A 23,426-nucleotide genomic window follows, 5' to 3' on the forward strand; every position below is an offset into this window, starting at 1 on the left:
ATCATGATGTCGCGGGCTCATCCCATCATATCGATTACGGGTTCGTCGGGCGCCGGCACCACGTCGGTGAAGAAGACGTTCGAGCAGATCTTCCGCCGCGAAAAGGTGGTAGCGGCCTACATCGAAGGCGATGCCTTTCATCGTTACAATCGTTTCGAGATGCGCAGCAAGATGCTGGAGGAGGCCGAGCGCGGCAACAAGCATTTCAGCCATTTCAGTCCGGAAACCAACTTGTTCGAAGAACTCGAAAAAGTGTTTCGCGACTACGGTGAATCCGGCACCGGAATGACGCGTCATTACGTGCACGACGACGAAGAGGCGAAGCTGTACGGCGCCAAACCGGGTACATTCACCGAATGGGACCAATTGCCGGCAGAGTCCGACCTGCTGTTTTACGAAGGGTTGCACGGCGCGGTCGTAACCGACAAGGTCAACGTGGCGCAGCATGCCGATCTCAAGATCGGCGTCGTGCCGGTGATCAACCTGGAATGGATCCAGAAGCTGCATCGCGATCGTCGCGACCGCGGCTATACCGCTGAGGCGGTGACCGACACCATCCTGCGGCGAATGCCTGATTACGTGAACTACATCTGTCCGCAGTTCGCCGAGACTGACATCAATTTCCAGCGCGTGCCGACCGTCGATACGTCGAACCCGTTCATCGCGCGATGGATTCCGACGCCCGATGAATCGATGGTGGTGATCCGTCTCAAGAATCCGCGCGGCATCGATTTTCCCTATCTGCTGTCTATGATTCCGCACAGCTTCATGTCGCGCGCCAATTCGATCGTGATCCACGGGGCAAAGCTCGACCTGGCGATGCAGCTCATCCTCACCCCACTGATCCTGCAACTGATGGAACGCAAGAGGCGCACGATATGAACGCTCCCGCTCTGTCCCGCATAGCCAGCCGCCCGGATCTGTCACACGCAGAAATGGCCAACGCGATCCGCTTCCTGGCGATCGACGCCGTTGAGAAGGCCAAGTCCGGTCATCCGGGCATGCCGATGGGCATGGCTGACGTCGCGACCGTTCTGTTTTCGCGCTTCCTCAAGTTCGATCCCTCGGATCCGGCGTGGCCGGATCGCGACCGCTTCGTGTTGTCGGCCGGCCATGGCTCGATGCTGCTGTATGCGCTTCTGCACCTGACGGGGTACGAAGGCATGACGCTGAACGAGCTCAAGGCCTTCCGGCAATGGGGTTCGAAGACGCCGGGACATCCCGAGTATGGCCACAGCCCCGGCGTCGAGACGACTACCGGACCGCTAGGGCAGGGCATCGCGACGGCAGTCGGCATGGCGCTGGCCGAACGGTTGATGAATGCACGCTTCGGCGACGATTGCGTCGATCATTTCACCTACGTAATTGCGGGCGACGGTTGCCTGATGGAGGGGATCAGCCACGAGGCGATCTCGCTGGCCGGGCATCTCAGGCTCAATCGTCTGATCGTGCTGTTCGATGACAACGAAATCTCGATCGACGGCTCCACGTCGCTGTCATGCTCGGATGATCAGCTCGCACGGTTCAAGGCGGTGGGGTGGTCGGCCAGCCGAGTAGACGGCCACGATCCCGAAGCGATCGCGGCCGCGATCGAGCGGGCGCGCAGCAGCGACCGGCCGTCGCTGATTGCCTGCCGCACGATCATCGGTTTCGGCGCGCCGAACCGTCAGGGAACCGAGAAAGTCCATGGCGCGCCGCTGGGTGGCGAAGAAGCCGCCAAAACGCGCGATGCGCTGAACTGGCCGCACGCGCCGTTCGAGATCCCGGAAGCCGTGCTTGCGCAGTGGCGTCAGGCAGGCCGCCGCGGGCATGCCGCCCGCCGCTGCTGGATCGAGCGGACCAAGCGTCTGAGTTCGGAATCCCGTTCGCCATTTCACGATGCGCTGAATCGCAACCTGCCGTGCAGCTATGCGCAAGCAATGACAAAGCTGCGCGATGACTTCGCGAATGAGCGACCGAATATTGCCACCCGGCAGGCGTCGCAGCGCGTGATCGATGCAATCGCCGAGGCACTGCCCAACCTGCTCGGTGGCTCGGCGGATCTCACGCATTCCAACCTGACGCGGGCCAGGACCCAGCGGCCGGTACAGCCTGGCTCCTTTGCAGGCAGCTATATTCACTATGGCGTCCGCGAGCACGCCATGGCGGCGGCGATGAACGGCATCGCGCTGCATGGCGGCTTCATCCCCTATGGCGGTACGTTCCTCAGCTTCGCCGACTACAGCCGTCCGGCGATCCGGCTGGCGGCGCTGATGAACGTTCGTGTCATCCATGTGATGACGCACGACTCCATCGGGCTGGGCGAGGATGGCCCCACCCATCAGCCGGTCGAACATCTGGCATCGCTTCGAGCGATCCCCAATCTGCTGGTCTTCCGACCGGGCGATGCCGTCGAGACCGCCGAGGCGTGGGACTGCGCGCTACGGGCACAGGCCAGTCCATCCGTGCTGTGTCTGTCGCGGCAAGCGCTGCCTGCCTTCCGCGAGGACGGTGGTGACAATCTGGTCGCGCGCGGCGCCTATGTCGTCGTCGAGCCGGAGGGCGGACGCGATGTCACGCTGATTGCGACCGGATCGGAAGTCTCGATCGCCATCGAGGCTGCGAAAACGCTCGCAAAGGACAATGTCCGTGCGGCCGTCGTCTCGGCGCCATGCTTCGAGCTGTTTCGTCAGCAGTCCCAGGAGTACCGGGCGGAGGTTCTTGGAGACGCCCCGCGGGTCGGGGTCGAAGCTGCGATCGAGGGCGACTGGGCGCGCTGGCTCGGCGACGGCGGCGAATTCGTCGGTATGACCGGCTTTGGCGCATCCGCGCCGGCGGAAACACTCTATCGCGAATTCGGCATTACCGCGAACGCCGTCGCCATAGCAGCCATGCGCTGCATCGCGCGGTCAAGGATGGCGGCAACCTGGGCATGACGATCACACGAGAGCAATGAGACGGAGACTCCGATGGCGCTGATAACGCTGAGGCAATTGCTGGATCATGCCGCCGAGCATGGCTATGGCGTGCCGGCATTCAACATCAACAACATGGAGCAGGGCCTTGCGATCATGGAGGCGGCGGCTGCCGTCGATGCGCCGGTCATCATCCAGGCCTCGCGGGGCGCGCGCTCTTACGCCAACGATATCATGCTGGCGAAGATGATCGAGGCGCTGGAAGAGATGTATCCGCAGATCCCGCTCTGCCTGCACCAGGATCACGGCAACGAGGAATCGACCTGCGCCACCGCGCTGCAGCACGGCTTCACGTCAGTGATGATGGACGGCTCGCTGATGGCCGATGCCAAGACCCTGGCGAGCTACCAGTACAACGTCGAGATCACCCGCCGCGTGGTTGACATGGCGCACTGGATCGGCGCTTCGGTCGAAGGCGAATTGGGCGTGCTCGGCTCATTGGAGCATGGCGGCGGCGAGCAGGAAGACGGCCATGGCGTCGAAGGCGAGGTCAGCCACGACCAGTTACTGACCGATCCGGATCAGGCGGTCGACTTCGTTCGCGCCACCAGGGTCGATGCGCTGGCGATCGCGATGGGGACCTCGCATGGCGCCTACAAATTCTCGCGCAAGCCGGACGGTGACATTCTTGCCATGAGGGTGGTCGAGGAAATCCATCACCGGCTGCCCAACACGCACCTGGTGATGCACGGCTCGTCCTCAGTGCCGCAGCCGCTGCAGGACGCATTCAACCAGTTCGGCGGCGAGATGCCGCAGACCTGGGGCGTGCCTGTCGAGGAAATCGTCCGCGGCATCAAGCACGGTGTCCGAAAGGTCAATATCGATACCGACTGCCGATTGGCGATGACCGCGGCGTTCCGCAAGGTCGCAACGCAGAGCAGGAGCGAATTCGACCCGCGGAAATTTCTGAAACCGGCGATGGATAGCTTGCGCGATCTTTGCCGCGAGCGTTTCGAGCAATTCGGCACGGCGGGGCATGCGTCCCTCATCAAGGTCGTCCCATTGGCCGAGATGGCGCGACGCTACCGTTCGGGCGCACTCGATCCACAAATCGGAGGAATAGCCGATGCTGCCGAATGAGCTGACGACGCGTTCGATCCCGGCCAACCGCCGCACACCACCCCAGGAGAGCGATATGAACATGCACTCGATGACTGTCCGCGGCAAGGATCGCTATAAATCCGGCGTCCTCGAATACAAGAAGATGGGCTATTGGGAGCCCGACTACGAGCCCAAGGACACCGACATCATCGCGCTGTTCCGCGTCACGCCGCAGGACGGGGTCGATCCGATCGAGGCGTCGGCGGCAGTCGCCGGTGAATCCTCGACCGCGACCTGGACCGTGGTGTGGACCGACCGGCTGACGGCGGCGGAGAAATACCGCGCCAAATGCTTCCGCGTCGATCCCGTCCCGAATTCGGCGGGGCAGTATTTTGCCTATATCGCCTACGACCTCGACCTGTTCGAGCCCGGATCGATCGCCAATTTGTCGGCCTCGATCATCGGCAACGTGTTCGGCTTCAAGCCGCTGAAGGCATTGCGGCTCGAGGACATGCGGCTGCCGGTGGCCTACGTGAAGACGTTCCAGGGTCCTGCGACAGGCATCGTGGTCGAGCGCGAGCGCATGGACAAGTTTGGCCGGCCGCTGCTCGGCGCCACGGTGAAGCCGAAGCTCGGCCTATCCGGGCGCAACTACGGGCGCGTGGTGTATGAGGCGCTGAAGGGCGGGCTCGACTTCACCAAGGATGACGAGAACATCAACTCGCAGCCGTTCATGCATTGGCGCGAGCGGTTTCTCTATTGCATGGAGGCCGTCAACAAGGCGCAGGCCGCGACCGGCGAGATCAAGGGCACCTATCTCAACGTCACCGCCGGAACCATGGAAGACATGTACGAGCGCGCCGAGTTTGCCAAGGAGCTCGGCTCGGTCATCATCATGATCGATCTGGTGATCGGCTACACCGCGATCCAGTCGATGGCCAAATGGGCGCGCCGCAACGACATGATCCTGCATCTGCATCGTGCCGGGCATTCCACCTATACGCGGCAGCGCAATCACGGGGTCTCGTTCCGGGTGATCGCGAAATGGATGCGGCTCGCGGGTGTCGATCACATCCATGCCGGCACCGTGGTCGGCAAGCTCGAGGGCGATCCGGCGACCACGCGCGGCTATTACGACATCTGCCGCGAGGACTACAATCCGATGCGGCTGGAGCACGGCGTGTTCTTCGATCAGCATTGGGCGAGCCTCAACAAGCTGATGCCGGTCGCGTCCGGCGGCATTCACGCCGGGCAGATGCATCAACTGCTCGATCATCTCGGCGAAGACGTGATCCTGCAGTTTGGCGGCGGCACGATCGGCCATCCCATGGGCATTCAGGCCGGCGCGACCGCCAACCGCGTGGCGCTGGAAGCCATGATTCTCGCTCGCAATGAAGGCCGCGACTATCTGCACGAGGGTCCTGAGATTCTCGCCAAGGCAGCAGAGACCTGCACGCCGCTGAAATCGGCGCTGGAGGTCTGGAAGGACGTCACCTTCAACTACGAATCGACCGACATGCCCGACTACGTGCCCACGCCCAGCGTTGCGATGTAAGGAGCGGAAATCATGCGCATTACCCAAGGCTGCTTCTCGTTTCTGCCCGATCTCACCGACGAGCAGATCTCCCGCCAGGTCCAGTATTGCCTGGAGAATGGTTGGGCAGTGAACATCGAATTCACCGACGATCCGCATCCCCGCAACAATCTCTGGGAGATGTGGGGATTGCCGATGTTCGACCTCCGCGACGCCGCCGGCGTGATGATGGAGCTGAACCAATGCCGCAAGGTGTATGGTAACAGCTACATCCGCCTGTCGGCGTTCGATTCCAGTCACGGCTGGGAATCGGTCCGGCTGTCCTTCATCGTCAACCGACCGAAGGAGGAACCCGGCTTCCGGCTCGAGCGGCATGAAGTTGCCGGCCGCAACATCCGCTATACGACCAAATCATACGCCGCCGACCGTCCGGAGGGCCGGCGCTACGGTTAGGTCACCGGCTCGGTCCGACAGACGAGTTCTCCCTGATCGTGCCTTTCGTCTGCCGGATGCACTGCTCCGTCGCTGTGGAAGCGGCGACGGAGTTTTTTCAGACCGCGCATGCATTGCGTCGAGGTTTGCCAGATGGACATGGATACCGCCGACATGACAGACACGGTCAACCTCCGCGAGGAGCTCGAAGCCGTCGGCATTGAGGAAATCCTCACGCAGCTCGACCGCGAGTTGATCGGGCTGGTGCCCGTCAAAACCCGTATCCGCGAAATCGCATCGCTCTTGCTGATCGAACGTATCCGCAAGCGGCTTAATCTGACGTCGGAGGTGCCGACATTGCATATGTCGTTCACCGGCAATCCCGGCACCGGCAAGACCACGGTGGCGCTGCGGATCGCGAGCATTCTCCACAGGCTCGGTTTCGTGCGTCGTGGCCAGGTGGTGTCGGTTACCCGCGATGAGCTGGTTGGACAATATATCGGCCACACCGCGCCCAAGACCAAGGAGGTGCTGAAGAAGGCGATGGGCGGCGTGCTTTTCATCGACGAAGCCTATTATCTCCACCGGCCCGACAACGAACGCGATTACGGTCAGGAGGCGATCGAGATCCTGCTGCAGGTGATGGAATCCCAGCGCGAGGATCTCGTGGTGATTCTTGCCGGTTACGGCGATCGAATGGATAAATTCTTCGCCAGCAATCCAGGCTTCCGTTCCCGCATCGCCCATCACATCGATTTTCCGGACTATTCCGAGCCCGAATTGCTTGCCATCGCTGAGCTGATGCTCGGCGACATGAACTACAAATTCAGCGCCGACGCGCGTGAAGCGTTCATCCGCTACATCGCGCTGCGCAAGACTCAGCCGCTGTTCTCCAACGCGCGCTCGATCCGAAACGCGCTCGACCGCATGCGCCTGCGCCAGGCCAATCGTCTCGTCGCCGATCTCGATCGCGTGCTGACGGCTGACGACATCATGTCGCTGGAGGCGTCAGACGTGCTCGCCAGCCGGGTCTTTCTGAAAGAGAAGGCTACGGCTCGCTCCGCGTGAAGCGCGATCGCTCGTCGAGTTCGCGGGAAGAGAGGTGTGACGGCTCCAGCCTTGGGTCGCCAGCCAGCGATCAGTTGGATGTCAAAACGTCTCGGTAATCTTGCTCAGGCGAGGGGGACGATCCGGGTCAAATCCGCAGGCGCGCGCGGTCTGCTCGATCATCCGATAGGCCGGAACGAGCATGGTGATCGGGTCGGTGGCGGGGTCATCCTCGGCCAACCAGGGCAGCGAGCCATGCGGTCCGCCGCATAGATGCAGCGCGATCTTTTGCTCGCGCAATTCTTCTGCCAGCGCGTCCACCGTGGCCGCCGTTTCATCCATGAGGCGCATCATGACGACCGGCGTGCGCGCCGATAACGCAGCGCGCGGCCCATGCTGCAGCTCGGCGGCGCTCAGACCAATGGAAGGCAGGCGCAGGATTTCCGAAAGTTTGAGCGCGATCTCCCGCGCCGAGCCCAGGCCCAGGCCCCGCGCCGCCACAAACACGGCTGATGCCTTGGCCAGATCATCGGCAATCCCGGACCAGTCGAGCGCCATCGCGCGGTGCAGGCGCTCGGGCAGCCTGTCGAGGGCCGACCGCAGCGCACGATCGTCCGCCAGTTCGGCAACAAGTTCGGCGCTGGCAGCCATCGAGCCAATCACGGTCTTGGTCGCCGCTACGGAATGCTCTTGGCCGGCTTCGATCGGAACGACGAACTCCGCTTCGTCAGCCACTGGCGAGGGCGTCGCATTGACGATGGCGATGGTGCGGGCGCCTGCGGCGCGCGCCGACCTTGTCGCCGCGACAAGATCCGGACTGCGCCCGGATTGCGAGATCACGATGAACAGCGCATGGCGCAGCATCAAGGGCGTGCGAAACGCCGTGATCACCGAAGGAGCGCTGGCCGAAACGGCAAGGCGAAGCCGCGTCTCGACAAGGTATCTCAAGAAAACCCCGGCATGCCCGGAGCTTCCCCGGCCGCACACGACGCACAGGGGGGCAGAGCCAATCCCGATTTGCTGTGCAATGTTGCGCGTGGCGGGGCGGTTACCAACGATTTTGGCGACTACATCCGCGCTTTCCCCGATTTCGCTCGCCATAGCAGATGTCGTCACGACTCAACCACTCCGCCTTGCTTGCGCGGCGCTGCTGCCTTGGAATGCCGGTCAGGCTCCCCGGCGAGCTCGGCAAACACGCGCCGAAGGTTGCCGTCACAGTTTTTCAGCATGGTCTCGGCATCAACTCTGTCGACGCCCAATGCCAGAAGGCCTGCCGTCTTGATGTCTCCCTCGGCCTGCTCAAGCGAGCGTGCGGCGTGCGACGGCTCACAGTGCGCGATTTGCGCCACCATGGCTTCGGCGCGTCGCTTCAGCTTGGCATTGGTCGGCTGCATGTTCACCATCATGCCGCGATACACCCGGCCAAGGCGCAGCATGATCCCTGAGGAGATCAGGTTGAGCACAACCTTCTGCGCGGTGCCCGCCTTCATCCGCGTGGAGCCGGCGATCAGCTCGCGGCCGGTCTCGATCAAGATCGGAAACTTTGCCGATTCCAGCAGGGCGGTGCCGGGATTGTTGGCGACACCGATCGTGACTGCACCGAAAGAGCCTGCCTGCTGCAGCGCCCCGACGGTGAACGGCGTTGTCCCGCTGGCGGCAACGGCGATCACCACGTCGTGCACTGTGAGCCGCGCGGCATTGATCTGCGCGACCGCATCATCGACATCATCCTCCGCGCCCTCGATGCTGGTGACGAACGCGCGTTCTCCGCCGGCGACGATGAAGCGGACGCGCTCGCTGGGCCAGGCGAAGGTCGGCATCAGCTCGGCACCGTCCTGGACCGCCACGCGGCCCGAGGTGCCGGCGCCGACATACACAATGCGTCCGCGATCGCCCAGCGCCGCCTTGGCCGCTTCGGTCGCCGCCGTGATCGCGGGAAGGGCGTGGCCGATCGCCGCGACTGCCGCAAGCTGGCCCTCCCACATCGCTTCCATCGCCGACGTCAGCGGCCATGCATCAAGATCGGCAAAGCGGGGATCGACTTCTTCGGTGGCCATATCGTTGATCCATGTGCCGTCAAACGCGGAACTTTGAAGCCTGTTCCTGGTCAGCTTCTCTCTCGGGCAGTTCTCTCTTGGGCAGGTCAAGCCGCCCGCGCGCAACCAGTAACGCGCCGGCCGCCGCGTCGGCGTCAGGACACCGCAGGCGGGCGCGCAGGTCAGGCGTCAGCCAGGGCGTAATGGCATCCGCGAGCCCGCCCACCAGCGAGAGCCGGTCAATTCCTCTCGCCAGAAACAGATCGAGCAGATCGCCAATGGCATCGGCCGCGCGTTCCACAATGCGACGGCCGACCGGATCGCCCTGATTGGCGTGCCGCATCACGATCGGCGCGAACGCAGCATAGTCCGCGGCCCTGGCTTCTTCAGACCAAGCCACTGCCTGATAAGGATCATGATCGAATGCGCCCAGCACCTCGGAAAGCAATGGGGTCAGCTCGCCGCGGCGATCCGCGGCCCGCAACGCCAGGCGAACAACCTGCAGGCCGATGTCGGCACCGCTGCCTTCGTCCGACACGGGAAAGCCGTAACCGGCGAGACGGATTTCGCGGCCGTCGATCAGGCCGACACCCACCGAGCCTGTGCCGGCTACCACGATGGCCCCGTCCGCGCCGCTGTGGGCGCCGAGACAGGCCGCCAGGCCGTCGCTGATGAAGATGACGGACGCAAAGGGATGCTCGATCTTGTTGAGTGCCGCTTCCGCGCCCCGGCGACCAAGACCGGCAAGGCCAATTCCGGCGTGCATCCGCGCGAAATCCTCGCGCGTCAGTCCGGCCTGTGCGGCTGCCGCCTCAGTTGCCTCCATGATGGACCGCCAGGCCTTCTCGAAGCCAATCCGCGTCGTGGCAGGCCCCGAGCTTGCTGCACCGAGTACCCTGCCGCTTTCGTCCTCGATCCGGGCGCGGCAGCGGGTTCCGCCGCCATCAATGCCGAGATACGTGGTATCTTTTGTTCCCATGAAAGTTAACGCGAAGGTTTCGCTCCGGGTCCTCCCAAAGCGCCTTGGTGTACATATGAAGTCTTGTAGGGGATTCGCCTCACGAGTCCGTGACAGCCATTCTCGGATCAATGCTGATGGGCCACGCTGGTTCTCCCTCTCTCACCATTGCCGCGCAGCACATCTTTGATGGTGCCGAGATGCGCGGGCCGGGGTCGGTCAGGATCTCGCAGGGGCGGATTGAAAGCGTCACCTTCGGCGAGGCGGAGGCGCGCGCCTCAGTCCGCCTTCCCGCAGACGCGATCCTTGCACCCGGATTCGTCGACATCCAGGTGAACGGTGGCGGGCGCGTCCTTCTCAACGACCAGCCAACGGAGGCTGGCGTTCGACGCATCGTCGAGGCGCACCGCAAGGCCGGCACCACGGGCTGCTTGCCGACCCTCATCACCGATCGCAGCGAGGTCATCGAGCGATTGGCAGCGGTCGCCCAGGCTTGTCTGAAGATTCCCGGTGTTCTCGGTTTTCATCTGGAAGGACCGGCCCTCAACAGGTCTCGCAAGGGCATTCATCCGGAAGCCGAGATACGCGTGCCCGATCGGCGCGATCTCGCCGCGATCAAAAGTTTTGGGGGCCGCGGCCGCTCCATTGTGACCTTGGCCCCGGAATGTGTGCCCGCGTCCATGATCGATGAATTGATCGGCGCCGGATTGCGTATCGCGGCCGGCCACAGCGACGCCACCGCAGCCGAAATCGGGCAGGCGGTCGACCGCGGTGTCTCGGGGGTCACCCATCTGTTCAATGCCATGTCGCAGTTGAACGCCCGGGAGCCGGGCTTGGTGGGCGCCGCGCTGGGGGATGACCGGCTGTTTGCAGGGATCATCTGCGACGGCATCCACGTTGACCGCGCCGGTTTGCGTGTTGCTTTCCGCTGCAAGGGGCGCGATCGATTGATGCTGGTGACCGATGCCATGCCTTCGGCGGGCACGAACGATCGGCAGTTCATGCTGCAGAGTAGGCAGATCACGTTGCACGAAAATCGCCTGACTGGCCCCGACGGCACACTCGCGGGCGCTCACCTCACCATGATCGAGGCGGTGCGTAACGCTGTTGCGCTGCTCGGAATCTCCCTTGTCGATGCCCTCATCATGGCGTCTCGGACGCCCGCGGCATTTCTGGGCCTTGAGTCAGAGCTTGGACGGATCGCTCCCGGATACCGCGCGGACCTTGTCGCCTTCAATCCGAACTTCGAAGTCGTCGGCACATGGATAGGCGGTGTCGGTTCGATGGGCGAGGCAAGCGAGGCTTCTCACCGAGGTTAGATGCGCAACCATCCCATCATCGTGCAAAAATACGGCGGTGTCTGCCTTGAAACACCGGAGAAAATTCGCGCCGTTGCGCGAAGTCTCGCCGACCTGCACGGCCGTGGTCATCGTGTCGTGGCGATCGTCTCCGCCATGGGCAAGACCACCGACCAACTGATCCAGATGGCTTATCAGGTAAGCCCGACGCCCAATCGCCGTGAACTCGACATGCTGCTGACGACCGGTGAGCGCATCAGCATGTCCTTGATGAGCATGGCGCTTTCCGATCTCGGCGTGCCCGCGATCAGTTTCACCGGCAGCCAGGCCGGCGTGATGACCGACGGCTCCCATTCCTCCGCACGCATTCTGGATGTACGGCCCATTCGCGTGCGTGAGGAACTTGATCGCGGACGCGTGGTGGTGCTGGCAGGATTTCAGGGCGTGAACCCGGCGACCAGGGAAATCACCACGCTTGGCCGGGGCGGCAGCGACACTACGGCCGTTGCGATGGCTGCGGCGCTGAAGGCCGAACGCTGTGAAATCATCAAAGAGGTCGACGGAATTTGTTCGGCCGATCCGCGCATCGTGCCGGATGCAAGGCCCCTGCGGCGGGTCGACTTCGCATCCCTGTCCGAGATGTGCTTCTGGGGCGCAAAGATCCTGCATTTTCGCAGCGTAGAGCTGGCGCATAGTCAGGATGTGCCTCTGGTTCTCAGGCAGTGGGGTGGCGTTGAACACAGCACGCAAGTGACGAAAGAGGTTGCAGACATGGAAAACGGAAGGGTTCTGGCCGTCAACTCGATGGCTCGCATTGAGCATGTGGAAATCGATTCCAAAGATCTCAATCACGGGTTCGAGAAATTCGCCGAGCATCTCAAGCAAAACAGTCTGTCCTGGCCGCAGCTCCTCGCGTCACACTTCATCGCAGGAAAAACCAGCATGACCGTGGCCTGTGACTCGGAGTGGCTCGACGCCCTGTTGCGCACGCTGGAGGCAAGCGAGGATCTGCGCAAGCAGCGCGAAGCTTCAAGCTCGGTGAGTCTCACCTGCTTCGGCGGCGTTTCGTCGGAATTGCCGTTCAAGGCGTTGCAGGTTCTCGGACATCACGGGATCGTCCCCGACAACTACGTGTTGTCGCCGCATTCGGTCAGTCTGTTTGTCCCCGTGGAGAACCGGGAGGCCGCGGTTAAGGCGTTGCATTCGCTTGTCCAGCAAACATAGGTTCGAGAAGCGGCAGGGCGCCAGCGGGGCTGCCATCGTGCAATTTCGTCGTCTTGAGGTGAAGGCGATACGTTCTTGGTGGCTGAGTAATATCAACTAGCGCTATCAGGCCCCTTTTTGGAGACGTTCGATTTCGGCCCGCGCCTCCGCTCCCTCCGGTATGGGCCGGCCGCTATCTCGCCATTCAATGGCGGCCTTGAAGCCGTTCTGCTGGGCGTAGCGCCTGAACCAGAGTCCCTCGGGGTTGTGCCGCGATATTCCGTCAAACAGCGTGGCAAGCATCTGAGTCTGTTCAAGCCCCATGTTCAGCATCACCTGATTCACAACGGTTTTATGCATCGCAAGGTGGCTTTTGGGAACGCCGGCAATCCGCTCGGCGAGCTTTCTCGTTGCACTCTCCAGTTCGCCGATCGGAACCGCGTCGTTAACCAAGCCCCAGACGGCGGCTTTTCGGCCGTCGATGACGTTTCCGGTAAACATAAGCTCTTTCGCGCGCGTTGCTCCGAGCTTGAACGTCCACATGGCGGTCGTCGGACATCCCCACACGCGGGTCGGCATATATCCAATGCGAGCATCCTCCGCCATTACGATGAGGTCGCAGCACAGAGCGATATCGCTGCCTCCCGCAACCGCAGCTCCGTGAATCTTCGCGATGGTTGGTTTTGAGCATCGCCAAAGACTCATGAAGTCCTCGGTGTTGCGCTTCATCGCGGCGTAATCGACCATGGGGTCCCAGGGAATGCTTTCCTGCTGGCAGGGATGCTCGATAGTGCTCTCGGCATACGTCACGAGGTCGTAACCACCGCAAAACCCTTTTCCCGCTCCCTCCACAATGATGACGTGAATATCATCATTCTCCTGCGCCCATTCCACGGCTTTCCGTATCTCGCCCGGCATCTCGTCGGTTATGGCGTTGAACCGGTCGGGCCGGTTGAGGACGAGACGGGCGATCCTCGGTGAATCGAGGTCCGCTGAAATCTTCAACGTGGAAAAATCCGGCATTGCAGCCTCCCGTTTTGAGCAACAGTCAGCATTGACTGTATCAGTCGGCGTGCTACAGTCAACGCTGACTGTCGGAGGCGATGATGTCCAAAGAGCCACGCCTTTCCAAAGACGCGCGAACCTCCAGCCTTTCCACGCGCGAGAGGCTCATGGATGCAGCCGTGGAATGCCTTATCGAGCGAGGCGTGGCTGGCACCACCACGCTCGCGGTTCAGCGCAAGGCGGAAGTCAGCCGGGGCGCCTTGCTCCATCATTTCCCAAGCCACGCCACGCTGTTGGCCGCGAGCGTAGCTGAACTGGTCAAGCGCAACGAACGGGCCGTGCTGCATTCGCGTGCCGAGCTGCGAGCATCGAGTGACAAGCTGGAAACGGCAATTCGCTCACTCGCGTTTGCCGCCCGACAACCCGCCTACCTGGCCGAACTGGAACTGTGGGCGGTCGCCAGAACCGACAACGTGTTGAAGCAAGCGCTGATTGCGGCGGAACGCGCCGCCAAGCGCGACCTTGAGCGGGTTTATACGTCGCTTTTTGGAGATTGGGCGAACTCAGAGACTTACGACGATGTTGTTTCGTTGACGCTGCATTTAGTCAGAGGGTTGGCAGTCTCGGAGAACATCCGCGTATCCATCCAGCGGCGCGAACGGCTTATTGCGGCCTGGACTTCAGCAGTTCGAATGATGCTTCGGCAGGGGGCACCAAATAAAGACAGCAAACGGGCAGGACAGTGTTGATGAACCAGTTGGTACTGCAAAGATCATACTGGCCTGCAGATGGGTCACGAAATGTCCGAGACATCAGCATTGGCGAAGCATTGTCGCAAGCAGCTAACGCCGTGCCCGATCGCCTTGCATTGGTGGAAGTCGTTCCATCATCCATGGAATCGCCTGTAAAGGCTGCACAGACCGGTCGGGAGTGGACGTTCCATCAACTTCACAGCGATGCCCGGCGTTGCGCGAGCTGGCTTTCGGCTCGGTTCTCGAAAAGCGATCGGGTCTGTATTTGGGCGCCAAACGTACCAGAATGGATCGTGCTTCAGTATGGCGCCGCGTTATCAGGACTCGTGCTGGTGACAGCAAATCCGGCCCTGAAACCATCCGAGCTGAGATATGTAATCGAGCAGTCGCGAAGCCGGGCCATATTTCACCTGGAGCAGTTCCGCGGAGTCGATACCGGGTCCGTTGCCCGACAGATGGAGGAAATCGGTATCCAGCGATATTCCTTTGACGGCTGGCTGGAGGAGGTGCGGGGCACAACGGAAGCGGTTTTGCCGGATGTTGATCCAGGTCTGCCAGCGCAAATTCAATACACGTCTGGCACAACAGGGCAGCCGAAGGGGCGCTATTGCGCCATCGGGCGCTTGTCACCAATGCGAGCTACGTTGCCGTGAGGGCCGGATTGGACGGCAGTGTGCTGGTCAGCCCGATGCCGTTGTTTCATACGGCAGGCTCAGTCATGAGCGTATTAGGCAGCGTGACCACCCACTCGACGCTGATACTTCCGCTGCTTTTTGAGTCTTCTCTTGTTTTGGATGCAATCGCGACATGGCGGGCGCAAGTCGTGTTCGGCGTCCCAACGATGCTCCTCGCGATGATCGAGCAATTAAAGTCGGCCCCCCGCGATCTTACCTCCTTGCGAGCGGCGCTTTCAGGTGGTGCGCCGGTTCCACCGGAGCTTCACAAACGGGTCCGTGAGGCGCTTAAGACGCCACTCATGACGGTGTACGGGCAAACGGAGCTTAGCCCTATTGTCTCTCAAACAACGTTTGACGATCCCGAAGACAAGCGCATCCATACTGTTGGAAGGCCCCTTTGGAACGTCGAAGTTCGCATAGCCGATTCTGCCACGTTTGAAGCGCTTCCGCTCGAGAGCGAAGGCGAAATTCAAGTGCGCGGATACCAGACAATGATCGAGTATTTCGACAAGCCGGAAGAAACGCGCGAGACGATCACGAAGGATGGTTGGTTGCGCACTGGTGATCTCGGAAAGATGGACGCGTGCGGTTATTTGCAAATCACCGGGCGGCTGAAAGATATGATCATCCGCGGTGGCGAGAACATTTACCCGGTAGAGATCGAGGCTTGCCTCATTCGACATCCCGATGTCGCGGACGTTGCCGTCTTTGGAGTTCCAGACCCTAGGTGGGGAGAAGTAGTCGCAGCGGCAGTGCGCATCACATCTGACAGCAAAACTACCGCTGAAGAACTCGTCAATCACTGCCGTAAGGCGATGGCGCCCCATAAGGCCCCCACGTTATGGTTTGGCAGTACCGAGTTTCCCCTCACGGCATCTGGCAAAGTTCAGAAATTCAAGCTGCGAGAAGCGCTGGCCAATGGCGCTTTGCACCCGCTGCCTTAGCGGTGGCATCAAAGAACGCTTGGGAGGAAAGAATGAGAGTTGAGAACACCTCGGCTGAAGACGTGCCGGCCTATCGCGCGGTCGAACGCATCTATCATTCCTATCTCACGGGCCTCGTCCTTCATATTTCTTCACGTGCCGGGGCGGCTAGCGCCGCTGAGGTCGTGTTCAGAATGTTTCGCCGTCAACAGAAGACCCATTTCGTCGCAAGCCTCAAGAAGCTTGGTTTGGACGGGCTGCCACATGCAGTCGCCAGCGCACAGTACAATTACCTCGCCAATCAGGTTGGCGGGGTCAAGGTCGAATACGTTTATGAGACCGACAAGAAGGCATGGATTCGTTATCCGCCTCCGCGCTGGCTTTGGCACGGTACCGCGGTATGTGGAATACCTTCGGAAGTGTCCCGCGGGATGCTCAGGGGATGGCATGGCAACAATGGCGTGGTGCTCGGCAATCCTCGACTCGGCTTCGTCTGCACGGGACAGACTGTTGATGGGCAGCCTGGCCTGGAGGGGTACTATCAGGAGTACGATCGCGAACTTTCTCCGGAAGAGCGGCTGCAGTTTTCGCCTGGAGAGCGGTGCCCGCCATTCAGGCCAGAACTTGCGCCGCGCCTTCCCGAAATGAATTGGCCGGAAAGTCGCCTGCGAAAGGCGCTCCGCAATTATGCGATGGATTATATCACGTCGATACTACCCGAATTGATGTCGGTGCTGGGGCCGGCTGAGGGAAGTCACCTGGGAGGTTTGGCAGCCCGGTTGATCGGCATGCATACGTTCGATGACGTTGCAGCCATGCTCGGTGGAGTGGAGCGAGATGTTGCGGGCTTTGCCACCGCATTTACGAGGCTCTTGCGAGGCCAGGGCGATGATGCGGAAATGCATCTTGAAGGTGACACTGCGATCGTGAAGCAGACGACGTGGCGCCTGATGGCGGGAAAGGAGCAAATGTCTCCTGCAATATTCGATGCATGGAACCAGCTATGGGTAGGCGCTGCACTAGCCCACGATCGCTTCATGCGCGTCACAGTTACTTGCCGCCGCGATGCTGGTGACCCGGTTTGGGCATGGGAATTTCGACCGGGCCAGTGAACCATGCTTGCGGTGCCGGCAGGACTCGAACCTGCAAACCAGACCGCTATGAGGGGAGGATAGAGGTCAGTTTCGTTGATTTTCTGGTTTCGGTCGATTTCGGCCGCGTTCATGCGCTTTGTCGAAGCCGTTTCTGGTGCGCTAACGCGAAGGGGCTGCAAGGCCATCGTTGCGCGATTTGTCATTTGACTTGCAGTACGTCGGGTGTTCATCGTGAAGTTGCTCTGAGGTTCTCGAGCCCGTGGGGATCCGTCCGGCACTTGTCGAAAACGGATACAGAGTGGCGGTAGCTCGATTTCGGGAGTTGCCAACCTGCCGAGCCTGAATCGCGAAGCAGCTTCCGCCGTTCGAGCACTCCTAGCGCATAGTGCCGTTATTGCTCGCGAGCGCACTGAGTACCGACTGTGGTTCTGGTTTTCCTTGAAGCTGGAGCACCAAAATGATTTCTCCATCACGCACATGTCAGCCGGAATACGATTCGATCGCGAATAGATCACGCATGGGCATAGCCCGCCTGGCCGCGCTCGCTCTTGGGGCACTCCCGTCGATCGCGTTCGGCGCCGACAAGCCGGCGCTGAGCCCGAACGCTGCAACGCCCCTCGTAACGGCTTCGCGCATCTCCGCGACGGTCGAGTTCGGCCTGCCAGCTCTTGCTGCGGCGATCGAGCGGGATATTCCAAAGCGGCTTGCCACCATCGACGAGCGCGTCAACTGCGTTCATCGTCGTGTTTTCATCTTCCGCATCAACGCCAATTGCGACGTCTGGGGTTTCGTCGACCGGACCAGCCCGGTCTCGCTGTATGGCCGGGGTGACCGCGTCTTCGAGCGGTCTCCAATATGGCGCCGCCGAAGGCCAGGGAGCCAACCGTTTCACGGCGCGTATTCGCGGCGACACCGAAGCGCGCGCGACGATCGAGGTTGAAGCGCGCCCCGAGCTGCGGCGGGATGGGTCGCTCCAGCTAAACATCAGCGACTCCTTCCACTGGAGCGAACATCCCTACCTTCACGTGCTCGGTCGCGAGGTTGACCTTGCACCCTATGTCGAGCCCAACATCCGGACGCAGTTGGCTCGCATCCATTCGCGCGCGCTGGCGGCGGCGCGCGCACTCGACCTGCACGGCAAGGCGGAGATGGCGTGGCGGCACGCGTTTGAACCCATTAAACTCGCAGACGATCCGCCGGTCTGGCTGCAGCTAACCCCGCAGAGCGCGGCTTTCGCGGGTGTCCGCGCCAATGCGAAGACATTGTGGGGATCGCTTGAGCTTGTCGGTTCCGCCGAAACCGTGATCGGGCAGCCGCCGCCGGCTGTCACGGTGACGGCCTTGCCGCCGCTCGGCACCGCGGTGGCCGAGCCGGGCACGTTCGATGTCATTCTTCCCGTCCGCATCAACTACGAGACGCTCAGGGAAAAGATAAGTCAGGCGATCGCAGCCGTGCCGGCGCAGGACACATCCGTGCGCGAGGTTCAGATTTATCCGTCGTCGGGTAAACTTGTGATCGGCCTGCGCATCGCAAAGAGCTCGGACACCGATTCCAGCGCGGGCCAATGGACCTATCTCTCCACCACGCCAAAAGTCGATACGAACAATAAGACCGTCGGGCTTTCCGAAACCGACGTAACAACGTCATCAGACGACAGCCAGATTGGATCCGCTGTGCAGCAGCTCGCGGCGCAATTGAAGAATGTCGCTAATCTCGACTACGGCATCTCCTACCAGAACCTGCTCATGGCAGCGAACGAACGCCTGACGCGCCCGCTGAAGGACGGCTTTCGCATGGAAGGTCACCTCGACTCGGCAAGGCTCGAAAAAGTGCAGTTGCTGCGCGAAGGCATCTTGATTGCTCTTCATGCCAACGGCGGTCTGAAGATACTTTACGGACTGTAAGCACGTGAGCCAGATCATGCGATACTTCAATTCCGTTGGCCGCTGGCGGCGCAAATGGATGCCGAATGCGCTCGTCGCCGCGGCCGCCTTTGGCCTGGCGGGAATAGCGTCGGCCCAGACGGCATTTTATGATGCGCCGGAATCGTTGCTCGCCGGCGCGCCGGGCACCTTGGTGCGGCAAGAGCCGATGGACGGGGCTCCGCTCCGCGCCTCCACCTATCGCGTGCTATATCGGTCGACGGGGCTGAAGGGTCGGCCGATCTTTGTGTCCGGCGTTGTCATCGTTCCGCAAGGTGAGCCCCCGCCCGGCGATCGTCCGATCGTTGCTTGGGCACATCCTACATCGGGCATCGTCCCGCGCTGCGCGCCGTCGCTCGCCATTTTTCTGTTTCAGCAGATCCAGGGCCTTCGCTCGATGATCTCCCGTGGCTTCGTCGTGGCGGCGACCGATTATCCGGGGCTCGGCACGTCGGGTCCGCATCCTTATCTGGTGGGTGAGAGCGAAGGTCGCGCCGTGATCGATATCGTGCGCGCGGCACGCTTACTTCCCCGCGCAGGCGAGGGCAAGGACTTCGCAGTGTGGGGACATTCGCAAGGCGGGCAAGCCGCGCTCTTCGCGGGGATGATGGCAAACGCCTACGCGCCTGAGTTGAGGCTTCTCGGCGTCGCTGCGGCGGCGCCGGCAACCGACCTCGCGAAGCTGATGAGCGACGATATCAACTCGATCGGCGGCAAGAACATTACGGCGATGACGCTATGGTCATGGCACCGGGTCTACGGAGCCGTCATCGACAATGTCGTCGATCCGCGCGCCATGCCCGCGATCGACAGGCTGGCTCAAGAATGCATCGAAGGACCTTTCGACCTGATCGTCAGGCAGAGGACAGGGAGGCCGCTCGAGCAATATTTCCTGACGGTGCAAGATCCGACCAAGGCCGAACCTTGGCGCTCGCTTCTCCAACAGAACAGCACCGACGTGCTCTCTCCTGAGATCCCCATCTTTCTAGCGCAGGGGACCAGGGACCAGATCATCCGGCCCGCTGTTACCCAGACCTATATGGACAAGCTGTGCAAGGCTGGCAGTAAGGTCAGGATGGTCATGCTGCCCGGTATCGGCCATGCACGTGCCGCGCAAGCAAGCACGATGGCCGCAGTGAACTGGATGACTGACCGCTTTGCCGGGAAAACACCTCCGGACGACTGCGTCAGATAGACCAGTTGTTTCTGGTGCGAAACTGGTGCGGCGTCATTCTCAGACATTGGCGCACGAACCCGCGACGTCCGCTTACGCTAAACAAATGCGGAGTATTGTTTGGATCAGACCCAGACTACTTGACCGCAGCCGCTGCGGTTTCGCCCGGTGGCACAATCCGGAACATGAAGGTCGAAACCTTTTCCCCGGGTTTGAACGGACCGGGAATCTGGTTGCTGACCGGGTTCAAACTTTGGAGAAAAAGCCGCGATCGCGCTGGCGTCATCCGCTGTGAGTGTCGCAAAAGCGTGCCAAGGCATGATCGGCGCCAGGATGCGGCCGTCCGGTCGTTCACCGACCTGTATCGCCTTCACGATCTGCTCTGGGGTCCAACTACCGATGCCGGTCTTTTTGTCGGGTGTGATGTTTGAGCCCACAAAGACACCTTCACCCGGAATCTCGAAGCCCACATCCGAGCCGCCGAGAAAGCGTGACATATCGGGATTCCCGAAGAAGTATCCCGGCGTGTGGCAGTCGTTGCAGCCGCCGAGCGTGACGAGATATTTGCCGCGCGTGATCTGTGAATCGTCAGCCATGGCCGCGAACGCTGGAAGCGCGATAACTGACGCGGTCACGAATGCAAGACGAACTGAAATCCGCAACATGATTTGCCTCCCTGGCTTGAACTGCGGTGCGCCTATTCCACTCAGCTTTGCGCCTTATGGTTTGCGGCCGATCACGGCGCCGTTCGCGGCGGGTGCGTCGAACCAGACCGTCTCGATGTGCCGGAAGCCGGCTTCCTCGAGCCACGCCGAATATTCGGTCGGCGTATAGTTTCGTCCCTCCGTCTCGATCAGCATGTTGAGGCTCATCAGCGCGGCCGGCGCCGGCCCGGTTTTTTCGTCATTGACGAGAAGCTCGCTGATGACGACTGCGCCGCCGCTCGGCAAAGCCTCGAAGGACCGGCGCAGCAGCGCGCGGTTCTTCGCCTCATCCCAATCGTGCAGTATCATCGACAGGAGATGCACGTCGTGATCCTCGGGAAGCTGTTCGAAGAAGTTGCCGCCGGCGGTCTCGATGCGGTCGGTCAAGCCGGCCTCGATAATTTTTCCCGCGGCGATCGCGGCCACATGCGGCAGATCAAATACGGTCGCACGCAGCTCCCCATATAGTTTGCAAAGCTCGATGTCGTACGCGCCCGATCCGCCGCCGATGTCCAGAAGGCGGCGGAAATGATTGAGATCCACGGCTTCGCCGAGCTTGCGCGCGGTCATCGTGGAGAGCGAATGCATCGCCTCCCAGAAGAGTGCCAGCATCGTCGGATCCTCGCCGTCGAACATCGAGGATTGCACTGCCGGGTTCCACGTGGTTGGTCGGTTCGTGCGCAGCGCTTCGGTAAGTTTGCCCCAGCCCGCGTAGAGCCGCTTGTCGGCCATCTGCACGAAGCCACCGAAGTAATACGGCTTCCCGCGCACGAGAAAGGCTTCGCTTAAGGGCGTATTGCGATAACGGCCGTCCGTTTTCTCCAGAAGCCCGAGTGCAGCGCAGCCGGTCAACAGCATCTCGGTCGGGCGTGGATCCAGACCGAGCGCTTCCGCCAGCTCCGCAACCGTGGTGCCGGCGCCGCCTGCAAGGTGACTGAACAGGCCCTCCTCGTGTGCTGCAGCCAGGGTCTTGAAAGCCCAGAAGCCGGTCGAAAGTGCCATTAGCGGGACGGCGGAAGGAAGCTCCTGCGTGGTGACGATCGGTTGATCGGCCGCGCGCAGCCTTGTCTCGCCCGAGATCGAACCGGGCTGCCGGGCAAGCGTTGTCCTGTGCGCAGCAGCGCGCTGATGGTTGGGCATGATGCTCTCCTCGGTTAATTCGCAGCTCTTAAGCCGCGCGGTGGTCTTCAGCACAAATCCACGTAGTCGCACTCTCGACGAGTGATAGCCGCGAATTTCCGCTCGAGGCATTTCAGCCTCCCATTTCCAGCCATGCGCTCCGTCCCTTGGCGCTCCTTACCTTTCCGCCGAGGCAACGGTAAGGAGACTATAGGACCGATAGAAGTGCCAATTCATGGATTCCTCACCAATCCAATTCCGCTTGGCATGGGGACACCTGCAAGGCCCTACGCTGAGGCAGCGCAGGGCGCAGGAGGACCGGTCGAGGAGCCGCCCGATCGATCAGTCCAATTCAGGCGCGTGCCGTCGCCTCTAGCGACATCGGTCACGCCGCTTTCGGGCGTCGAGCCATGCGTTCATCGAAGCATCTGCGCAGCCGCCTCAGCCCTTCGGCAATCTGCGCCGTCTCGACAGCCCCATATCCCAGCATAATGCCGGCCTGAAGCCTCTCTCCAGCAGGAAGGGTTGAATGGCAACGCCGAGATCAAAGGCTCGTGATGCGATCGCATCGATATCATCAACCGATGCTCTTCGCGCGTAGGCGGCGATATGCAGCCCGGTGCTCGATGGAACAAGGTCGAGGTGATCGTCGAAGTTCATCTTGATCCCCTCGGTCAGCACCGCGTGCCGTTCGCTATAGGTGCGGCTCACCTTGCGAATGTGGCGCGCAAACGCGCCCTCGTCGATAAACCGCGCCAATGCGCTCTGCGCCATTGTCGCTGTATGCCAATCGGTGACGAACTTCGCCTTGTTCGCCGCCTCTCGCAGCGACGGCGGCACGACCATGAAGCCCAGCCGGAGAGTCGGCAGTAACGTCTTTGAAAACGTGCCGACATACACAACGCGACCGGTCGTATCGAGGGTCTGAAGCGGCTCGAGCGGACGCCCGCCGAAGCGAAACTCGCTGTCATAGTCGTCCTCAAAGACAACCGCGTTGGTGCGCTCCGCCCAGGCAAGCAGCGCACGTCGACGCGAGAGGCTCATGGCTACGCCGAGGGGAAACTGATGCGACGGCGTCACGTAGACGGCCCTGGCCCCGGCCGGCAGCGCCTCCACGACGAGACCTTCGCTGTCGACCGGTACACCGATCACGCGCGCGCCCAGCGCCTTGAACAAGTACCTTGGAGGCAGATAGCCCGGTTTCTCCACCGCAACGATATCGCCGGGATCGAGAAGCACGCGAGCGACGATGTCGAGTGCCTGTTGGGTGCCATTGGTGACGATGACATCGTCGGGCGATGCAGCAACGCTTCGTGAGATGCCGATGTGGCGAGCGATCGCCGCGCGCAGGTCCCAATTGCCCGCAGGACTCTCGTAGGCACCTGCCGCCATCTCGCGCGAGCGCAGCGCACGGGCGACGACCCGCCGCCAGGCTCGATGTGGAAATAACGAAGCGTCTGGAAGCGCGGCTCGGAAGTCGAAACGCGCCGCACGGTTAAAGCGCATCGGAAACGGTATTGTCTCCCAAACACCACGCAACCGAATTGCGCGGG

General features: G+C 61.6%; 20 protein-coding genes and 2 pseudogenes. 14 read left to right on the plus strand and 8 right to left on the minus strand.

Annotation, left to right across the window (positions count from 1 at the left end; genetic code table 11):
• Nucleotides 1-6 precede the first annotated feature (6 nt).
• The 6 genes from ACFXS9_RS40300 to cbbX all read left to right on the plus strand — a co-directional run bounded on the left by ACFXS9_RS40300 (nucleotide 7) and on the right by cbbX (nucleotide 7,029).
• Nucleotides 7-882: a phosphoribulokinase gene (locus tag ACFXS9_RS40300; RefSeq protein ID WP_392700272.1), complete on the plus strand. Its 876-nt coding sequence runs from the start codon at nucleotides 7-9 to the stop codon at nucleotides 880-882.
• Nucleotides 879-2,915: a transketolase gene (gene tkt, locus ACFXS9_RS40305; protein WP_392698962.1), complete on the plus strand. Its 2,037-nt coding sequence runs from the start codon at nucleotides 879-881 to the stop codon at nucleotides 2,913-2,915. Before ACFXS9_RS40300 ends, tkt begins: the two co-directional genes overlap by 4 nt.
• A 33-nt stretch (nucleotides 2,916-2,948) precedes the next feature.
• A complete protein-coding gene (gene fba, locus ACFXS9_RS40310; protein WP_392698964.1) occupies nucleotides 2,949-4,034 on the plus strand; it encodes a class II fructose-bisphosphate aldolase in 1,086 nt (361 codons plus the stop codon).
• 55 nt (nucleotides 4,035-4,089) lie between these two features.
• Nucleotides 4,090-5,550 (plus strand): form I ribulose bisphosphate carboxylase large subunit, encoded by a 1,461-nt coding sequence (locus tag ACFXS9_RS40315; protein ID WP_392700274.1) that lies wholly within the window; start codon nucleotides 4,090-4,092, stop codon nucleotides 5,548-5,550.
• Between the two features lie 12 nt (nucleotides 5,551-5,562).
• On the plus strand, nucleotides 5,563-5,982 hold the full coding sequence (locus ACFXS9_RS40320) for a ribulose bisphosphate carboxylase small subunit (RefSeq protein WP_213289264.1): 420 nt from the start codon (nucleotides 5,563-5,565) through the stop codon (nucleotides 5,980-5,982).
• A 132-nt stretch (nucleotides 5,983-6,114) separates the two neighbouring features.
• Entirely contained in the window at nucleotides 6,115-7,029 is a 915-nt protein-coding gene (gene cbbX, locus ACFXS9_RS40325; protein ID WP_392698966.1) for a CbbX protein, read from the plus strand.
• Between the two features lie 81 nt (nucleotides 7,030-7,110).
• Here cbbX and ACFXS9_RS40330 read toward each other — a convergent pair whose 3' ends face one another.
• From ACFXS9_RS40330 to ACFXS9_RS40340, 3 genes are read right to left on the minus strand one after another with little or no spacing between them, the layout of a single operon-like run.
• Nucleotides 7,111-8,109, minus strand: a complete 999-nt coding sequence (locus tag ACFXS9_RS40330; protein WP_392700276.1) for an SIS domain-containing protein — start codon at nucleotides 8,107-8,109, stop codon at nucleotides 7,111-7,113.
• An 11-nt stretch (nucleotides 8,110-8,120) separates the two neighbouring features.
• Nucleotides 8,121-9,065, minus strand: a complete 945-nt coding sequence (locus tag ACFXS9_RS40335) for an N-acetylmuramic acid 6-phosphate etherase (RefSeq protein ID WP_392698968.1) — start codon at nucleotides 9,063-9,065, stop codon at nucleotides 8,121-8,123.
• A 19-nt stretch (nucleotides 9,066-9,084) separates the two neighbouring features.
• Nucleotides 9,085-10,023: a BadF/BadG/BcrA/BcrD ATPase family protein gene (locus ACFXS9_RS40340; protein WP_392698970.1), complete on the minus strand. Its 939-nt coding sequence runs from the start codon at nucleotides 10,021-10,023 to the stop codon at nucleotides 9,085-9,087.
• A gap of 116 nt (nucleotides 10,024-10,139) precedes the next feature.
• Between ACFXS9_RS40340 and nagA the strand changes: the two genes are divergently transcribed.
• Nucleotides 10,140-11,321, plus strand: coding sequence for an N-acetylglucosamine-6-phosphate deacetylase (gene nagA, locus ACFXS9_RS40345; RefSeq protein ID WP_392700277.1), 1,182 nt, complete (start codon nucleotides 10,140-10,142; stop codon nucleotides 11,319-11,321).
• Nucleotides 11,322-12,524 carry an aspartate kinase gene (locus tag ACFXS9_RS40350; RefSeq protein WP_392698972.1) on the plus strand — a complete coding sequence of 401 codons (1,203 nt, stop codon included), beginning with the start codon at nucleotides 11,322-11,324 and terminating at the stop codon, nucleotides 12,522-12,524.
• Nucleotides 12,525-12,629: 105 nt separating this feature from the next.
• Here the strand turns inward: ACFXS9_RS40350 and ACFXS9_RS40355 are convergent, their stop codons facing one another.
• Nucleotides 12,630-13,526: a crotonase/enoyl-CoA hydratase family protein gene (locus ACFXS9_RS40355; RefSeq protein ID WP_392698973.1), complete on the minus strand. Its 897-nt coding sequence runs from the start codon at nucleotides 13,524-13,526 to the stop codon at nucleotides 12,630-12,632.
• Between the two features lie 149 nt (nucleotides 13,527-13,675).
• Between ACFXS9_RS40355 and ACFXS9_RS40360 the strand changes: the two genes are divergently transcribed.
• From ACFXS9_RS40360 to ACFXS9_RS40375, 4 genes and pseudogenes are all read left to right on the plus strand, one after another.
• Nucleotides 13,676-14,257, plus strand: a complete 582-nt coding sequence (locus ACFXS9_RS40360) for a TetR family transcriptional regulator (RefSeq protein WP_392698975.1) — start codon at nucleotides 13,676-13,678, stop codon at nucleotides 14,255-14,257.
• Between the two features lie 143 nt (nucleotides 14,258-14,400).
• Nucleotides 14,401-15,383: pseudogene (locus ACFXS9_RS40365) on the plus strand (class I adenylate-forming enzyme family protein); the annotation flags it as partial.
• Between the two features lie 174 nt (nucleotides 15,384-15,557).
• Nucleotides 15,558-15,881 carry a hypothetical protein gene (locus ACFXS9_RS40370; RefSeq protein WP_392700279.1) on the plus strand — a complete coding sequence of 108 codons (324 nt, stop codon included), beginning with the start codon at nucleotides 15,558-15,560 and terminating at the stop codon, nucleotides 15,879-15,881.
• 62 nt (nucleotides 15,882-15,943) lie between these two features.
• Entirely contained in the window at nucleotides 15,944-16,972 is a 1,029-nt protein-coding gene (locus ACFXS9_RS40375; protein WP_392698976.1) for a hypothetical protein, read from the plus strand.
• Nucleotides 16,973-17,465: 493 nt separating this feature from the next.
• On the opposite strand, the gene ACFXS9_RS40380 is transcribed toward ACFXS9_RS40375, so the two are convergent.
• Nucleotides 17,466-17,693, minus strand: a complete 228-nt coding sequence (locus tag ACFXS9_RS40380; RefSeq protein ID WP_392698978.1) for a hypothetical protein — start codon at nucleotides 17,691-17,693, stop codon at nucleotides 17,466-17,468.
• 79 nt (nucleotides 17,694-17,772) lie between these two features.
• On the opposite strand from ACFXS9_RS40380, the gene ACFXS9_RS40385 reads away from it, so the two are divergent.
• Together ACFXS9_RS40385 and ACFXS9_RS40390 are read left to right on the plus strand one after the other, a co-directional pair.
• The gene (locus tag ACFXS9_RS40385; protein WP_392698980.1) at nucleotides 17,773-18,858 is read left to right on the plus strand and encodes a DUF4403 family protein; all 1,086 of its coding nucleotides are present in this window, start codon (nucleotides 17,773-17,775) and stop codon (nucleotides 18,856-18,858) included.
• 16 nt (nucleotides 18,859-18,874) lie between these two features.
• Complete coding sequence (locus tag ACFXS9_RS40390; RefSeq protein WP_392698981.1) at nucleotides 18,875-20,071, plus strand: alpha/beta fold hydrolase; 1,197 nt, start codon at nucleotides 18,875-18,877, stop codon at nucleotides 20,069-20,071.
• A gap of 115 nt (nucleotides 20,072-20,186) precedes the next feature.
• Here ACFXS9_RS40390 and ACFXS9_RS40395 read toward each other — a convergent pair.
• The 3 genes and pseudogenes from ACFXS9_RS40395 to ACFXS9_RS40405 form a co-directional block, all read right to left on the minus strand.
• Nucleotides 20,187-20,715 (minus strand): annotated as a pseudogene (locus ACFXS9_RS40395) (cytochrome c).
• Nucleotides 20,716-20,769: 54 nt separating this feature from the next.
• Entirely contained in the window at nucleotides 20,770-21,894 is a 1,125-nt protein-coding gene (locus ACFXS9_RS40400) for a methyltransferase (protein WP_392698982.1), read from the minus strand.
• Nucleotides 21,895-22,314: 420 nt separating this feature from the next.
• On the minus strand, nucleotides 22,315-23,379 hold the full coding sequence (locus ACFXS9_RS40405; RefSeq protein WP_392700280.1) for a PLP-dependent aminotransferase family protein: 1,065 nt from the start codon (nucleotides 23,377-23,379) through the stop codon (nucleotides 22,315-22,317).
• Between the last annotated feature and the right edge of the window lie 47 nt (nucleotides 23,380-23,426).

Source organism: Bradyrhizobium sp. RDI18, assembly GCF_043203335.1.
GTDB lineage: Bacteria > Pseudomonadota > Alphaproteobacteria > Rhizobiales > Xanthobacteraceae > Bradyrhizobium > Bradyrhizobium retamae.

Bases quoted from the DNA above. Each gene is read 5' to 3' on its own strand.
- ACFXS9_RS40300 (WP_392700272.1), top strand. From the start codon at position 7: ATGTCGCGGGCTCATCCCATCATATCGATTACGGGTTCGTCGGGCGCC.
- tkt (WP_392698962.1), top strand. From the start codon at position 879: ATGAACGCTCCCGCTCTGTCCCGCATAGCCAGCCGCCCGGATCTGTCA.
- fba (WP_392698964.1), top strand. From the start codon at position 2,949: ATGGCGCTGATAACGCTGAGGCAATTGCTGGATCATGCCGCCGAGCAT.
- ACFXS9_RS40315 (WP_392700274.1), top strand. From the start codon at position 4,090: ATGAACATGCACTCGATGACTGTCCGCGGCAAGGATCGCTATAAATCC.
- ACFXS9_RS40320 (WP_213289264.1), top strand. From the start codon at position 5,563: ATGCGCATTACCCAAGGCTGCTTCTCGTTTCTGCCCGATCTCACCGAC.
- cbbX (WP_392698966.1), top strand. From the start codon at position 6,115: ATGGACATGGATACCGCCGACATGACAGACACGGTCAACCTCCGCGAG.
- ACFXS9_RS40330 (WP_392700276.1), bottom strand. From the start codon at position 8,109: ATGGCGAGCGAAATCGGGGAAAGCGCGGATGTAGTCGCCAAAATCGTT.
- ACFXS9_RS40335 (WP_392698968.1), bottom strand. From the start codon at position 9,065: ATGGCCACCGAAGAAGTCGATCCCCGCTTTGCCGATCTTGATGCATGG.
- ACFXS9_RS40340 (WP_392698970.1), bottom strand. From the start codon at position 10,023: ATGGGAACAAAAGATACCACGTATCTCGGCATTGATGGCGGCGGAACC.
- nagA (WP_392700277.1), top strand. From the start codon at position 10,140: ATGGGCCACGCTGGTTCTCCCTCTCTCACCATTGCCGCGCAGCACATC.
- ACFXS9_RS40350 (WP_392698972.1), top strand. From the start codon at position 11,322: ATGCGCAACCATCCCATCATCGTGCAAAAATACGGCGGTGTCTGCCTT.
- ACFXS9_RS40355 (WP_392698973.1), bottom strand. From the start codon at position 13,526: ATGCCGGATTTTTCCACGTTGAAGATTTCAGCGGACCTCGATTCACCG.
- ACFXS9_RS40360 (WP_392698975.1), top strand. From the start codon at position 13,676: ATGGATGCAGCCGTGGAATGCCTTATCGAGCGAGGCGTGGCTGGCACC.
- ACFXS9_RS40370 (WP_392700279.1), top strand. From the start codon at position 15,558: ATGATCATCCGCGGTGGCGAGAACATTTACCCGGTAGAGATCGAGGCT.
- ACFXS9_RS40380 (WP_392698978.1), bottom strand. From the start codon at position 17,693: ATGAACGCAGTTGACGCGCTCGTCGATGGTGGCAAGCCGCTTTGGAAT.
- ACFXS9_RS40385 (WP_392698980.1), top strand. From the start codon at position 17,773: ATGGCCGGGGTGACCGCGTCTTCGAGCGGTCTCCAATATGGCGCCGCC.
- ACFXS9_RS40390 (WP_392698981.1), top strand. From the start codon at position 18,875: ATGCGATACTTCAATTCCGTTGGCCGCTGGCGGCGCAAATGGATGCCG.
- ACFXS9_RS40400 (WP_392698982.1), bottom strand. From the start codon at position 21,894: ATGCCCAACCATCAGCGCGCTGCTGCGCACAGGACAACGCTTGCCCGG.
- ACFXS9_RS40405 (WP_392700280.1), bottom strand. From the start codon at position 23,379: ATGCGCTTTAACCGTGCGGCGCGTTTCGACTTCCGAGCCGCGCTTCCA.